A 14,026-nucleotide genomic window follows, 5' to 3' on the forward strand; every position below is an offset into this window, starting at 1 on the left:
GTTCCTCCGTGCTTCCGCCCCTCACTCCTGCAGACCGCGCCCAGTTGCTCGCCGGGGCGCACCACGATCCGCACGCGCTGCTTGGGGCGCACAAGGTGTCGGGCGGCGCGCTCGTCCGCGTTCTGCGCCCGTTCGCACGCCGGGTGCTGGCCTCGGACCACGAGCTGGAGTCCGAGGGCGACGGCTTCTTCGCGGCCGTGCTGCCCGCCGACGCCGTCGCCGACCGGCGGCTGACCGTGAGCTACCAGGACGGCAGCGTCCTTGAGACGCACGACCCGTACCGCTTCCTGCCCGCGCTCGGCGAGCTGGACGCCCATCTGCTGGGCGAGGGGCGCCACGAGCGGCTGTGGGAGGTGCTCGGCGCGCGGCCGCTGGTGCACGAAGGGGTGCCGGGGACACGTTTCACCGTGTGGGCGCCGGGCGCGCGCGGGGTGCGGGTGGCCGGGGACTTCAACCACTGGGACGGCACCGCGCACCCGATGCGCTCGCTCGGCTCGTGCGGGGTGTGGGAGCTGTTCGTGCCGGGGGTGGGTCCCGGCGAGCGCTACAAGTTCGACATCTGCCGCCCCGACGGCGGCCACACGCTGCGCGCCGACCCGATGGCCCGGCAGACCGAGTGCCCGCCCGCGACGGCCTCGATCGTCCACCGCAGCGCGTACACGTGGGGCGACCAGGCGTGGATGGCGGCGCGCGCGGAACGGCCCGCGCACGAGGCGCCCATGTCGGTCTACGAGGTGCATCTGCCGTCCTGGCGCCCCGGCCTCGACTACCGTGGCCTCGCCGAGCAGCTGCCCGCCTATGTCAAGGAACTGGGCTTCACCCACGTCGAGATGATGCCCCCGGCCGAGCACCCCTACGGCGGCTCGTGGGGGTACCAGGTCACCGGCTACTACGCGCCGACCGCGCGCCTCGGCACGCCCGACGACTTCAAGCACCTGGTGGACGCGCTGCACCGGGCGGGCATCGGCGTGCTGATGGACTGGGTGCCCGCGCACTTCCCCAAGGACGAGTGGGCGCTGGCGAAGTTCGACGGGACGGCGTGCTACGAGCACCCCGACCCGCGCCGGGCCGAGCACCCCGACTGGGGAACGCTGGAGTTCGACTACGGGCGCCGCGAGGTGCGCAACTTCCTGGTGGCCAACGCGGTGTTCTGGTGCGAGGAGTACCACGTCGACGGGATCAGGGTGGACGCCGTCGCGTCGATGCTCTACCTGGACTACTCGCGCCCCGAGGGGCAGTGGACGCCCAACGCGGACGGCGGCAGGGAGAACTGGGACGCGGTGGCGTTCCTCCAGGAGATGAACGCCACGGTCTACCGGCGCTGCCCCGGCGCGGTGACCATCGCCGAGGAGTCGACGGCGTGGGACGGCGTCACGCGCGCCACGGACCACGGCGGGCTGGGCTTCGGCTTCAAGTGGAACATGGGCTGGATGCACGACACCCTCGACTACGCTGCCAAGGACCCGGTCCACCGGGCGTGGCACCACGGCGAGATGACGTTCTCCATGGTGTACGCCTACTCGGAGAACTATGTACTGCCCATCTCGCACGACGAGGTGGTGCACGGCAAGCGGGCGCTGGTGTCCAAGATGCCGGGCGACTGGTGGCAGCAGCGGGCCAACCACCGCGCCTACCTCGGCTGGATGTGGTCCCACCCGGGCAAGCAACTGCTCTTCATGGGGCAGGAGTTCGCCCAGGGCGCCGAGTGGTCGGAGGAGACGGGCCCGCAGTGGTGGGTGCTCGACCCCGGCTACTCGGCGTCGGGCGACCACCGGGGCGTGCGCGACCTGGTGCGCGACCTCAACGCGCGCTACCGCGCGACCCCGGCGCTGTGGGAGCGCGACACCGACCCCTCGGGCTTCGCGTGGGTGGACGCGGACGCGGCGGCGGACAACGTGCTGGCGTTCCTGCGGTTCTCGGCGAACGGCGCCCCGCTGCTCGCCGTCTCCAACTTCTCGCCCGTCGTGCGGCACGACTACCGCCTCGGCGTGCCGGGCGACTCCCCCGACTGGGTCGAGGTCCTCAACACCGACGCGTCGGTCTACGGCGGCAGCGGGGTGGTCAACCGCGAGCCGCTGAAGTCCGATCCGACGCCGAGCCACGGCCGTGACATGAGCATCTGCCCCACGCTGCCGCCGCTCGCGACGATCTGGCTGCGCCCGGCGTGAGGCGCGGCTGACGGCCGCCGCCGATGGGGTGGCGGCGGCCGTCCGTCGTTGCCCGTGTCACGTTCCCGTTCTAGGCCACGGGCTCGCGGTACCAGGCGTCCACGACCTCGCCCACGCCGCGCTCGGTGTCATACGTGTAGACCTCGCGGCCCTCGATGAAGACGCGCAGCGCGCGGCTCATGACGTCGAGCGGGTCGCCCGACCAGATGACCACGTCGCCGTCGAGGCCGGGGCGTAGCGAGCCCACGCGGTCGTCGAGGCCCAGGATCTCGGCGGGGTTGACGGTGATGGTGCGCAGCGCCTCCGCCCGGTCAAGGCCCTCCTTGACGCACAGGGTGACCTGGTGGACCAGGAAGTTGATGGGGATGACGGGGTGGTCGGTGGTGATGGCGACCTTGACGCCCGCGCGCGTGAGGATGCCGGGGTTGGCGAGGGTCCTGTGGCGCAGCTCGACCTTGCTGCGGGTGGTGAAGAGCGGGCCGCTGATGACCGGCACCCCGCGGCGGGCGATCTCGTCGGCCAGCAGGTGCGCCTCGGTGCCGTGGTTGATGACGACGCGGTAGCCGAACTCGTCGGCCAGGCGCAGCGCGGTGGCGATGTCGTCGGCGCGGTGGGTGTGCTGGCACCAGGGCAGCTCGCCCGCCAGGACCTCGGCGATCACCTCGAGGCTCGGGTCGCGGTCGAACGGCTTGCCCTCGGCGGCCGCGTGCTCCCGCTTGACCACGTAGTCCTGGGCCTTGGTGAACAGGTCGCGGATCACGGCGGCCACGCCCTGGCGGGTGGAGGGCAGCTGCTTCTTCTCGCCGTAGACGCGCTTGGGGTTCTCGCCCAGGGCGCTCTTGACGCTCACGGGCTCGCGGATCAGCATGTCGTCGACCGTGCGGCCCCAGCACTTGACGGCGACGGTCTGGCCGCCGACGGGGTTGCCCGAGCCCGGCTTGATGACGGCGCTGGTGACGCCGCCCGCGAGCGCGTCGGCGAAGCCGGTGTCGGCGGGGTTGATCGCGTCGAGGGCGCGCATCCTGGCGCCGTTGGGGTCGGTCATCTCGTTGGTGTCCTGACCGGCCCAGCCCTCGGCCTCCTCGTGGACCCCGAGGTGCCCATGGGCCTCGACGAACCCGGGCAGCACCCAGCCGCCCGCCGCGTCCACGACCCGGACCCCTTCGGGCACGGCCACCTCGGCGTCGGGGCCCACGGCGGCCACCTTGCCGTCGATGACGAGCACCGTGCCGTTGTCGGTGGGCTCACCGTGCAGGGGAACGACATGACCGGATCTGATCGCAATGTTCATGGACGATGAACCTATCCCACGCGGGGTCCGGATGTGACCGGCGTACGCTGCGGAAATGATCGGTAGTGGCGATGTGCGCAAGGCCGTTGAACGGGTCGGTGACCAGGTGCGTTCGGTCGCGCTGGCGCCCGCGGGCGAACGGGTCTGGTTCGCGCTCGAGTTCCTTCAGCACACCGGGTCGTTCAAGGCCAGGGGCGCGCTCAACTTCACGATGGCCGCGGCCGATTCGGGTGCGATGCCGAGGGCCGGGATCGCGATCGCCTCGGGCGGGAACGCCGGTCTCGCGTGCGCGTGGGCGGCGGGCCAGCGGGGGATCCCGGCGACGGTGTTCGTGCCCGAGACCGCGCCCCGGGTCAAGGTGGCGCGGCTGCGGGCGCTCGGCGCCGAGGTCAGGCAGGTGGGCCTCGAGTACGCGGAGGCGGCCGACGCGTGCGCGGCGTTCGTCGCCGAGCGCGGGGCGCTCGCCTCGCACGCCTACGACCACCCGCTGATCGCGGCGGGCGCGGGAACGCTGCTCGATGAGATCGTCGCGGCGCGGCCCTCGATCACCACGGTGGTGGTGGCTGCGGGCGGCGGCGGCCTGTTCGCGGGGGTGGCCGCGGCGGCGGAAGGACGCGGGGTGCGGGTGGTCGCGGTGGAGCCCGAGCACTGCCGCGCCCTGAACGCGGGCCTCGCGGCGGGCGGCCCCGTGGATGTCCCGGTCGACTCGGTCGCCGCCGACTCCCTCGGCGCCCGCCGCGCCTCGGCCGACGCGGTCGCGTGGGCCGCGCGCCCCCACACGCGGTCGGTGCTGGTCCCCGACAAGGCGATCACCGCGGCCAGGCGCGAGCTGTGGGAGGGCCACCGGATCGCCGTGGAGGCGGGCGCCGCGGCGGCGCGGGCGGCGCTGGCCTCGGGCTCTTACGTCCCCGCGCCCGACGAGGAGGTCTGCGTCGTGCTGTGCGGCGCCAACACGGACCCGTCCGACCTGGCGGCGGGAGCGGACGCGGCCGCCGGGGACCACCTTCGGGCGCGCGTGCCGTGACGTTATCCTGACCCCGCGTCACATCGAAGCCCGGGGGTGGGGATGAGCATGAGCGACGAGCCTGATCTGGCGGTCAGCGCCGAGGGGTTGCGCCCGGTGGAGTCGGCGGCGCGGGACCTGCGCGACCGGCTCCTCGGCGACGGCCTCGCGGCGGAGCCCGAGGGCTACGCGGCGGCAGCGGCGTTACGCGGCGCCGACCTGGCGAGCGGCGCGGCGATCGTCAGGCTCACCGAGCGGTGGCGGACCCAGGTCCTCCACCTGTGCGAGGACTGCGGCCGCATCTCGGGCCACCTGTCCGAGACGGCCACGGCGCACGCCGAGTGGGAGACCCGCATCGGCGAGGACGTACGCCGCGCGACGACGGCGGGCTTGGAGAACGTCACCCCCAACCGCGCCCTCCTCGCCCTCGGCGGCGTCGACACCTCGGACGTCGACACCTCCGACGGCGGCGGCGCGCCCGACGGCGGTGACGCCTGATGGACTGGCTGCCCGACCCTGGCGACTACTTCGGCTTCGGACGTTCCTCCTCCGCCGAGCCCACGTTCGCCGGGCTCACCCAGCTCGACCTCGGGGCGCTCGGCGCGCTGGTCGAGCGGTGGGAGACGGTCAGGACGGACATGGAGGAGATGTCCGTGACCGCCGAGCACGACATGGTGGGCGGGGCCGCCCACGCGGGCTGGCGCGGCGAGAACGCCACGGTGACCCGGGACTTCCTCGGGGTGACGGCCGACAGGTTCCGCTTCGCCCACGAGCGGGCGCACACCGTGCACGGCCTCCTCCAGACGTTGCACGACGACCTGACCGGGGTGCGCCGCGAGCTGCTCCAGCTGAAGGCCACGGCCCTCGAACGCGGCGTCTACATCGACCCCGAGGGCGCGGTCCACCCGGCCGAGCACCGGGAGCTGACCCTGGAGGGCGTCCGGCTGCGGCAGTTCATGCCGACGGTGCCGTTCGCCGAGGAGCTGCCCCCTGGCACATACGAGGCGATGGTGGCGACCGACGAGGACATCCGCCGCGTCGTCGACCGCGCCGCCGAGGCGGACCGGCTGGCCGCCCGCGCGCTTCAGCGGCTGGCCGACGAGGACGCGGGAGAGCAGTTCGCCCGCAGCCCCTACCCCAGCGCCGACGCCGCCCACGCCGCGCTGATCAGGGAGGACGCGACGGCGTTCGTGGAGCTCGCCCAGGACGACGAGCTGTCGGCGACGGACCTGCGCCGCATGAGCCGCTACCTCGAAGACCACGCGGACGACCCGCGGTTCGCCGCGTTCGTCGTGGACGAGATCGGCATGGCCGAGTACCTGCTGCTCGCCGACCGGACGGACCGCGCGGCGACGGAGCTCAACAGCGCGGGCGGCCTGGCGGGCGACCTGCGCGCGGGCCTCGGCACGGCGCTGTCCACGTCCCTGGGCGTCCCTGGCGACATGTCGACCGCTCCCCCTGGCTCCCCCGCGTACGCGCAGTGGCTCCAGACGGGCGAGGGCAGGGACTACACCCGGCGCTACGAGGCGTTCATCGACGCGGGCGGGAGCCGCCTCCACGGCGAGGCATGGCTCGCCGACGACGACCGGCGCATCGGCTTCGACGTGGCGCTCGACCTGCTCGAGGCGTCGGACGTCCCGGTGGACGACCAGTTCTTCTTCGAGGCCACGAGGGACCTGATCGCGCTGGAGCGCGACAACCCCGACATCTGGTCCCACGACCGCTTCCCGGCCCAGCCGGGCGACGAGGGCTACCCGATGGTGGACCCGTGGGACGCGCGGAACGACGTGGTGGACCGCATGCTGGGCGTGGGGGCCCACAGCAACCCCGAAGCGGTGACGGCGTTCTTCGACCCCGCAGGCCCGGGCGCGGGCCACCTGGAGTACTTCCTGGGGGACGAGAACGGCGCGGGCCGCCGCCTCGACAGCGGCGACGGCCTGCGCGACATCATCTCCGTCCCTTCCCCCGGCCCGGGCCTGGCGGCGGCCCTGGAAGCGGCGGCCACGGGCCTCCCCCCTGGCGGCGTCCCCCTCCCTGGAGAGACACACCAGCACACCGAGGCGAACGTGCGGGTGGCCGAGGGGATCTGGAACAACCTGTCGAGGGATTACGAGCCTTCCACGGAGCTCCGCGAGAACGGCCCCGCGCGCATCGGCGATGGGCAGGTCATGGAATCCCTTCGCCCGGCTCTCGGAGCGATCGCCGCCGACTACATTCCCGATATTCAGCAGAAACTCTCGGGCCAGCACATCTTCCCATATCAGGAGCCCAGAGCGGATTTCGACGACGAGCACATGGCATCGATGCTGCATGACATCGGCCGGGACCCCGATGCCTACTCGGCGATCACCGCCGCCAACAACACCTTCACCTATATCGCAACGGATCTGGCCATCAACGGGGAGATGGAGCATTCCTCCCCGGAGCAACGTCTGCGAGCCGCTGCCACGGCGAGCGGAAATGTCGCCGGGCTCATGACTGATGCCCGGGTAGAGTCGATAAGCGACAGCCACCTGGCTGCCGACGCCGCCCATAACGCGACGGTCGACCAGGTGGAGGGGTGGACCAACCGCGTTCTCGCCTCCACCCTCGATGCCGGACTTGAGGGGATTCGCTACGGAGGCCCCGCGCTTGTACAACTGCGCGAAGTCGCCACCGAATCCATCTTCGGCACCTTCCGGGAGGACAATCAGGTCGCCGCAGAACACCAGGCGACGCGCGAATACGAGAGTTCGCTGATCCATCACCGGGAAAACGTAGTCCGTGATGCGGTGAAGCAAGCGACGGAGAACGCCCGACCCGCGCTGAGCGATGAACAGATCGTGATTTTCGAGAACATCACCACCGGTCAGGTCGAAGAGAGCTTCAACGACGGCTCCAACCGGGTCCACCCCAATTGAGAAGGCGACATCGATGAGGTATGCGTGGGCCGCGGCGGGCCTGGTCATGGCAATTGCGTGCTCTTCGTGCACCGGGGATTCGGAGGAGGCGACACGCGAGTACAGCATTCCCGATCCCCTGTGCCATCTCCCCGTCGACGAGGCGCTGATCAGCCCGTTGCTTCCCCCGGGCGAGGAGCTGACCATCGACCCCGAGTTCCCTGAGCCGGTGAGCGGCATCATGGGAAGCATCGCTGACTGCGGCCTCGTAGTGGACGGGACTCAGGCTGTCCACCTGAGGGCTACGCCCACGGACAGCGGCGATGGCCCCCCTGGCGTACAGGCGTTCCTCGACCGCGAGGGCGAGAACCGAACCCTTGCGGATGGGCAGACCTCCGCCGCGGGCGCTGGGGAAGTGGTGGCGTGGAACGACTACGCGGCCATGCACGTGCCCTGCGCGGCATCCTCGCTCGACTACACCGGCCTCAACTTCTCCATCGAGCTGCGCTGGGCCGAAGGCCAGGACCACCGAGACGCGCTGGCCCAGGCCATCGGACCACTCATGGACGCCTTCCTCGCCCGCCAAGGCCCCGGAACGTGCGACACCGCGTAGCGCCCCGGATCAGAAGACCGCTTCCGTCTCGTCCATCCTGTTCTGCGGCACCCGCTTCAGCTCCATCGTCGCCGTCGCCAGCGGCGTCATCACGATCTCCGTGCCGCGCAGCGCCGTCATCATGCCGAAGTCGCCGTTGTGCGCGGCCTCCACCGCGTGCCAGCCGAAGCGGGTGGCCAGGACGCGGTCGTACGCCGTGGGGGTGCCGCCGCGCTGGATGTGGCCGAGGATCATCGCGCGGGCCTCCTTGCCCAGGCGGTTCTCCAGCTCGCTCGCGAGCCGCTGCCCGATGCCCGCGAAGCGCTCGTGGCCGTAGGGGTCGATCTCGCCGCGCTCGTACGGCATGGAGCCCTCGGCCGGGCGGGCGCCCTCCGCGACGCAGACCACCGCGAACTTCTTGCCGCGCGCGAAGCGCTCCTCGACCATCTTGCACAGGTCGTCCACCTGGAACGGCCGCTCGGGGATGCAGATGCCGTGCGCGCCGCCCGCCATGCCCGCCTCAAGGGCGATCCAGCCCGCGTGGCGGCCCATGACCTCGACGACCATCACCCGCTGGTGCGACTCCGCCGTGGTCTTGAGGCGGTCGATCGCCTCGGTCGCCACACCGACCGCCGTGTCGAAGCCGAAGGTGCGGTCGGTGGCCGAGATGTCGTTGTCGATCGTCTTCGGCACGCCCACCACAGGGAGGCCCGCATCCGACAGCATCCGGGCCGCGGTCAGCGTGCCCTCGCCGCCGATCGGGATGAGCGCGTCCAGGCTGAGCTTGCGGCGGAACGCCTCGGCGTTGTCGCACGCCTCACGCAGCCGCGACCGCTCAAGGCGGCTCGAGCCGAGGATGGTGCCGCCGCGGGCCAGGATGCCGCTGACCTCGTTGATGTCGAGCTCGCGGTACCGCCCTTCGAGCAGGCCCTTGAAGCCGTCCTCGAAGCCGATGACACTGTCGCCGCGGTCGACCACGGCCCGGTGTACGACGGAGCGGATCACTGCGTTGAGTCCGGGGCAGTCACCGCCCGCGGTAAGGACTCCGATGCGCATGGCTGCTGATCTCCTGCTCACTCGTCGGTGCTCGCTCGGGGCCCTAGGAATTCTTCCACGCCCGAGGGGCGCGCTCGAACGGCGCTCGCGAACCCGGCGCGCGCCCCGCCCCCCACCGTGGGTACGGTCGGTGGGAGGGATGTGGAAGGGATGGTGCCCGCGCAGGCCCACGCCAAGCTTGCGCCGGGACGACGGGGACGGGACGGGACTGTGACGCGCAGCGTGTATGTGTCCGGCATCGGCCGGGGTGACGGCAGGCAAGTCGTCGAGCTGGGGCTGATGGAGCTGCTGACGCGGCAGGTGGACCGGGTCGGGGTGTTCAGACCGCTGGCCCACCATGGGCCCGACCCCGTGTTCGAGCTGCTGCGGGGCCGCTATCGGCTCGGCCAGTCCCCCGAGGGCGCGCGGGGGCTCGGTTACGCGGAGGCGGCCGAGCTCCAGGCCGCCTCGGGGATGGACGAGTTGGTCACCCGGCTGGTGGACCGTTTCCACGAGGTCGCCGCGGCCTACGAGGTGGTGCTCGTGCTCGGCACCGACTACGCGGACACGCAGCTGCCCGCGGAGCTGACGCTCAACGCCAGGCTGGCGAACGAGTTCGGCGCGGCCGTGCTCCCCGTGGTCGCGGGGACGGGCCAGGACGGCGACTCGGTGGTCGCCGAGGTGCGCAACGCCCACCACGCGTTCGCCTCCCTCGGCTGCGAGGTGATCGCCATGGTCGCCAACCGGGTCTCCGCCGCCGAGGCGCCCGGCACGGTCGAGGCGCTGCGCGGCCACCTGCCGGTACCGGTGTGGGTGCTGCCCGAGGAGCCCGCGCTGTCCGCGCCCACGGTGGCGCAGGTGGTGTCGGCGCTCGGCGCCGATGTGCTGCTCGGCGACGCGACGGGACTCGGCAGGGATATACGCGACTTCGTGTTCGGCGGGGCGATGCTGCCGACGTTTCTGACGGCGCTCACCGAGGGCTGCCTGGTGATCACGCCGGGCGACCGGGCCGACCTCGTGGTGGGCGCGCTCGCGGCGCACTCGGCGGGCGCGCCGCCGATCGCCGGGGTGCTGCTGACGCTGGGCGAGCGGCCGGGCGAGGAGACGATGGCCCTCGCCGCCAGGCTCGCCCCCGGCACGCCGGTGCTGTCGACGGCGGGCGGCTCGTTCCGCACGGCGACCGAGCTGTCGGGGATCGAGGGGAAGCTGACGGCCGCGGCGCCGCGCAAGGCGGAGATCGCGCTCGGCCTCTTCGAGTCGCACGTGGACACCGCCGCGCTCACCGAGCGGGTCTCGCTGGCGCGCGGGGACCGGGTGACGCCGATGATGTTCGAGCACCGGCTGATCGAGCGCGCCCGCGCCGACCGGCGCCATGTGGTGCTGCCCGAGGGCGCCGAGGAGCGGGTGCTGCGCGCCGCCGAGGTGCTGCTGCGGCGCAACGTGTGCGACCTGACGCTGCTGGGCGACGAGACGACCGTGCGGCGCCGCGCGGCCGAACTCGGCCTCGACCTCCCGGCGTTCGACGAGGGCGGGGCGCTGCGCGTGGTGGACCCCGTGACGTCGCCGCTGCGGGAGCGCTTCGCGGATGTGTACGCGCGGCTGCGCGCGCACCGGGGCGTGAGCCACGAGCTGGCGTACGACGTGGTGGCCGACGTGTCGTACTTCGGAACGCTCATGGTGCGCGAGGGCCTGGCCGACGGGATGGTGTCGGGCGCCGCGCACTCGACGGCGGCGACGATCCGCCCGGCTTTCGAGGTGATCAGGACGAGCCCGGGGGCGTCGATCGTGTCGTCGGTGTTCTTCATGTGCCTGGCCGACCAGGTGCTGGTCTACGGCGACTGCGCGGTCAACCCCGACCCGGACGCGGCGCAGCTCGCGGACATCGCGATCCAGTCGGCCGCCACCGCGGCGCACTTCGGCGTCGACCCGAGGATCGCGCTGCTCTCGTACTCCACGGGCACCTCGGGCACGGGCGCTGACGTGGACAAGGTGCGGGAGGCGACCGAGCTGGTGCGGCGGCTGCGGCCCGATCTGCGGGTGGAGGGGCCGATCCAGTACGACGCGGCGGTCGAGCCCTCGGTCGCGGCGACCAAGCTGCCGGACTCCGACGTGGCGGGCCGGGCCACGATCCTGATCTTCCCCGACCTCAACACCGGCAACAACACCTACAAGGCCGTCCAGCGCTCCGCGGGCGCGGTGGCGGTCGGCCCGGTGCTCCAGGGGCTGCGCAAGCCGGTCAACGACCTGTCGCGCGGGGCGCTGGTGCAGGACATCGTCAACACGGTGGCGATCACCGCCGTGCAGGCCCAGCGGCAGGAGGACCGGGCGTGAGCGCGGCAGGAGCGAACGGGCCGAGCCGGGTGCTGGTGCTCAACTCGGGGTCGTCGTCGCTGAAGTACCAGCTGCTCGACATGGCCGACCGCGCCCGCCTCGCCACGGGCCTGGTCGAGCGGATCGGCGAGCGCTCGGCCCGGCACGTCCACACCCCCGCCGACGGCGAGCCGCGCGAGCGGGAGCGCCCGGTGGCCGACCACACCGAGGCGCTGAAGGCCGCGGCCGACGAGCTGGCGGCCGACGGGCTCGGCCTCGACTCCCCCGAGCTGGTCGCGGTGGGCCACCGCGTGGTGCACGGCGGGCGGCGGTTCCGCGAGCCGACGGTCGTGGACGACTCGGTGCTCGCCGCGATCGAGCGCCTGTCGCCGCTCGCGCCGCTGCACAACCCCGCCAACCTCCAGGGCATCCGCACGGCCAGGGCCCTCAACCCCCGGCTGCCTCAGGTGGCGGTCTTCGACACGGCGTTCCACACGACGATGCCGGAGCACGCGGCCCGTTACGCCATCGACGTCGCGACCGCGGACGCGCACCGGGTGCGGCGTTACGGCTTCCACGGCACGTCGCACGCGTATGTGTCGCGGCGCGCGGCCGCGCTGCTGGGGCGGGCGCCCGAGGACGTCAACGTCATCGTGCTGCACCTGGGCAACGGCGCCTCGGCCGCCGCGGTCGAGGGCGGCCGCTGCGTGGACACCTCCATGGGCATGACCCCCCTGGAGGGCCTGGTGATGGGCACCCGCTCGGGGGACGTCGACCCCGCGGTGATCTTCCATCTGGCGCGCAACGGCGGGATGGCGCTCGACGACATCGACCGGCTGCTCAACCAGCGCTCGGGCCTGGCCGGGCTGTGCGGCGACAACGACATGCGGGAGATCCTGGCGCGGCGCGACGCGGGCGACGAGCGGGCGCGGCTGGCGTTCGACATCTATATCCACCGGCTGCGCCGCTACATCGGCGCCTACTACGCGGTGCTCGGCCGGGTGGACGCGCTGGTGTTCACGGCGGGCGTCGGGGAGAACGCCGCCCCCGTGCGCGCCGCCGCCGTGGAGGGCCTGGGCTCCCTGGGGCTGGCGATCGACGAGGAGCGCAACGGCGCGCGAACGAAGGGGCCGCGGCTCATCTCGCCGGAGTACGCTCGGGTCGCGGTCGCCGTGGTGCCGACCGACGAGGAGCTCGAGATCGCCACCCAGACGTTCGCGCTGGTCGGCTCATGACGCTCGGATAGCCTGATCCCGTTGAAAATTCAGCCACGGAACAAATCGATAGGATCCGCCACCATGCGCCGTTCCAAGATCGTCTGCACCCTGGGCCCCGCCGTCGATTCCTTCGAGCAGCTGAAGGCCATGATCGACGCCGGCATGAACGTGGCCCGCTTCAACTTCAGCCACGGGTCCCACGAGGAGCACGCGGAGCGGTACCACCGCCTGCGGAAGGCGACCGAGGACACCGGGCGCGCGGTGGGCGTGCTGGCCGACCTCCAGGGGCCCAAGATCCGCCTGGAGACGTTCGCCGACGGGCCCGTCGAGCTCAAGCGCGGCGACGAGTTCACGATCACCACCGAGGACGTGGAGGGCGACCGATCGATCTGCGGCACCACTTACAAGGGCCTGCCCGGCGACGTCACCAAGGGTGAGACGATCCTGATCAACGACGGGAACGTCACGCTCCAGGTCATCGAGGTGGACGGGCCCAGGGTGCGGACCATCGTGGTCGAGGGCGGCGTGGTCTCCGACCACAAGGGGATCAACCTCCCGGGCGTCGCGGTGAACGTTCCCGCGCTGTCCGAGAAGGACGTCGAGGACCTGGAGTTCGCGCTGCGCCTCGGCGCCGACATGGTGGCGCTGTCGTTCGTGCGGAACGCCGACGACGTGCGCGACGTGCACCGCGTGATGGACCGGGTGGGCCGCAGGGTGCCGGTGATCGCCAAGGTGGAGAAGCCGCAGGCCGTGGAGAACATGACGGAGGTCGTCATGGCCTTCGACGGCGTGATGGTGGCGCGCGGCGACCTGGCGGTGGAGTACCCGCTGGAGAAGGTCCCGATGGTGCAGAAGCGGCTGATCGAGCTGTGCCGCAGGAACGCCAAGCCGGTGATCGTGGCGACCCAGATGATGGAGTCGATGATCACCAACTCCCGCCCCACGCGCGCCGAGGCGTCCGACGTGGCCAACGCCATCCTGGACGGCGCGGACGCGGTGATGCTCTCGGCCGAGTCGTCGGTCGGGCGCTATCCGATCGAGACGGTCAAGACGATGTCGAAGATCGTGGTGGCCGCGGAGACGGAGCTGCTCTCCCGTGGCCTCCAGCCGCTGGTCCCCGGCAAGAAGCCGCGCACGCAGGGGGGTTCGGTGGCCAGGGCGGCGGCGGAGATGGCGGACTTCCTGGACGGCAAGGCGCTGGTGGCGTTCACCAAGTCGGGCGACACCGCACGCCGCCTGTCCCGCTACCGCGCGGTGCAGCCGATCCTGGCGTTCACGTCGGAGCCCGCCACGCGGAACCAACTGACGCTGAGCTGGGGCGTGGAGACATTTGTGGTGCCCCATGTGAACCACACGGACGAGATGGTCGAGCTGTGCGACGCCGAGCTGTCCAAGCTCAACCGCTTCTCCCCGGGCGACACCATGATCATCACGGCCGGTTCGCCCCCCGGCGTCCCCGGCACCACCAACATGGTGCGCGTGCACCACATCGGCGGCCACCGGGGCGTGTGAGCGACGCCCCGCCGCGGGC

10 protein-coding genes are annotated in these 14,026 nt (G+C 72.1%); 8 read left to right on the plus strand and 2 right to left on the minus strand.

Features of this window, described 5'->3' with window-relative positions:
• Positions 1-8: 8 nt before the first annotated feature.
• Positions 9-2,168, plus strand: a complete 2,160-nt coding sequence (glgB, locus tag DEH69_RS07985) for a 1,4-alpha-glucan branching enzyme (protein WP_258534526.1) — start codon at positions 9-11, stop codon at positions 2,166-2,168.
• Between the two features lie 70 nt (positions 2,169-2,238).
• Here the strand turns inward: glgB and DEH69_RS07990 are convergent, their stop codons facing one another.
• Positions 2,239-3,459: an amidohydrolase gene (locus DEH69_RS07990; RefSeq protein ID WP_113686193.1), complete on the minus strand. Its 1,221-nt coding sequence runs from the start codon at positions 3,457-3,459 to the stop codon at positions 2,239-2,241.
• 55 nt (positions 3,460-3,514) lie between these two features.
• Between DEH69_RS07990 and DEH69_RS07995 the strand changes: the two genes are divergently transcribed.
• The 4 genes from DEH69_RS07995 to DEH69_RS08010 are packed head-to-tail and all read left to right on the plus strand — an operon-like array spanning position 3,515 to position 7,954.
• A complete protein-coding gene (locus DEH69_RS07995) occupies positions 3,515-4,483 on the plus strand; it encodes a serine/threonine dehydratase (protein ID WP_113686194.1) in 969 nt (322 codons plus the stop codon).
• A 48-nt stretch (positions 4,484-4,531) separates the two neighbouring features.
• Complete coding sequence (locus DEH69_RS08000; protein WP_113686195.1) at positions 4,532-4,960, plus strand: hypothetical protein; 429 nt, start codon at positions 4,532-4,534, stop codon at positions 4,958-4,960.
• Positions 4,960-7,362, plus strand: a complete 2,403-nt coding sequence (locus DEH69_RS08005; RefSeq protein ID WP_113686196.1) for a hypothetical protein — start codon at positions 4,960-4,962, stop codon at positions 7,360-7,362. Before DEH69_RS08000 ends, DEH69_RS08005 begins: the two co-directional genes overlap by 1 nt.
• A gap of 13 nt (positions 7,363-7,375) precedes the next feature.
• Complete coding sequence (locus DEH69_RS08010) at positions 7,376-7,954, plus strand: hypothetical protein (RefSeq protein ID WP_113686197.1); 579 nt, start codon at positions 7,376-7,378, stop codon at positions 7,952-7,954.
• A 9-nt stretch (positions 7,955-7,963) separates the two neighbouring features.
• On the opposite strand, the gene DEH69_RS08015 is transcribed toward DEH69_RS08010, so the two are convergent.
• Entirely contained in the window at positions 7,964-8,989 is a 1,026-nt protein-coding gene (locus DEH69_RS08015; RefSeq protein ID WP_113686198.1) for an ATP-dependent 6-phosphofructokinase, read from the minus strand.
• Between the two features lie 210 nt (positions 8,990-9,199).
• Between DEH69_RS08015 and pta the strand changes: the two genes are divergently transcribed.
• The 3 genes from pta to pyk all read left to right on the plus strand — a co-directional run bounded on the left by pta (position 9,200) and on the right by pyk (position 14,007).
• Complete coding sequence (pta, locus tag DEH69_RS08020) at positions 9,200-11,299, plus strand: phosphate acetyltransferase (RefSeq protein ID WP_113686199.1); 2,100 nt, start codon at positions 9,200-9,202, stop codon at positions 11,297-11,299.
• On the plus strand, positions 11,296-12,513 hold the full coding sequence (locus DEH69_RS08025; RefSeq protein ID WP_113686200.1) for an acetate kinase: 1,218 nt from the start codon (positions 11,296-11,298) through the stop codon (positions 12,511-12,513). Before pta ends, DEH69_RS08025 begins: the two co-directional genes overlap by 4 nt.
• A gap of 63 nt (positions 12,514-12,576) precedes the next feature.
• Positions 12,577-14,007 carry a pyruvate kinase gene (gene pyk / locus DEH69_RS08030; protein WP_113686201.1) on the plus strand — a complete coding sequence of 477 codons (1,431 nt, stop codon included), beginning with the start codon at positions 12,577-12,579 and terminating at the stop codon, positions 14,005-14,007.
• Positions 14,008-14,026: the final 19 nt, after the last annotated feature.

Origin of the sequence: Streptomyces sp. PT12 (assembly GCF_003311645.1) — a bacterium.
In the GTDB taxonomy this organism is placed as follows: Bacteria; Actinomycetota; Actinomycetes; order Streptomycetales; family Streptomycetaceae; genus Streptomyces.

Bases quoted from the DNA above. Each gene is read 5' to 3' on its own strand.
- DEH69_RS08000 (WP_113686195.1), top strand. From the start codon at position 4,532: ATGAGCGACGAGCCTGATCTGGCGGTCAGCGCCGAGGGGTTGCGCCCG.
- DEH69_RS08015 (WP_113686198.1), bottom strand. From the start codon at position 8,989: ATGCGCATCGGAGTCCTTACCGCGGGCGGTGACTGCCCCGGACTCAAC.
- DEH69_RS07995 (WP_113686194.1), top strand. From the start codon at position 3,515: ATGATCGGTAGTGGCGATGTGCGCAAGGCCGTTGAACGGGTCGGTGAC.
- DEH69_RS07990 (WP_113686193.1), bottom strand. From the start codon at position 3,459: ATGAACATTGCGATCAGATCCGGTCATGTCGTTCCCCTGCACGGTGAG.
- DEH69_RS08005 (WP_113686196.1), top strand. From the start codon at position 4,960: ATGGACTGGCTGCCCGACCCTGGCGACTACTTCGGCTTCGGACGTTCC.
- pyk (WP_113686201.1), top strand. From the start codon at position 12,577: ATGCGCCGTTCCAAGATCGTCTGCACCCTGGGCCCCGCCGTCGATTCC.
- DEH69_RS08010 (WP_113686197.1), top strand. From the start codon at position 7,376: ATGAGGTATGCGTGGGCCGCGGCGGGCCTGGTCATGGCAATTGCGTGC.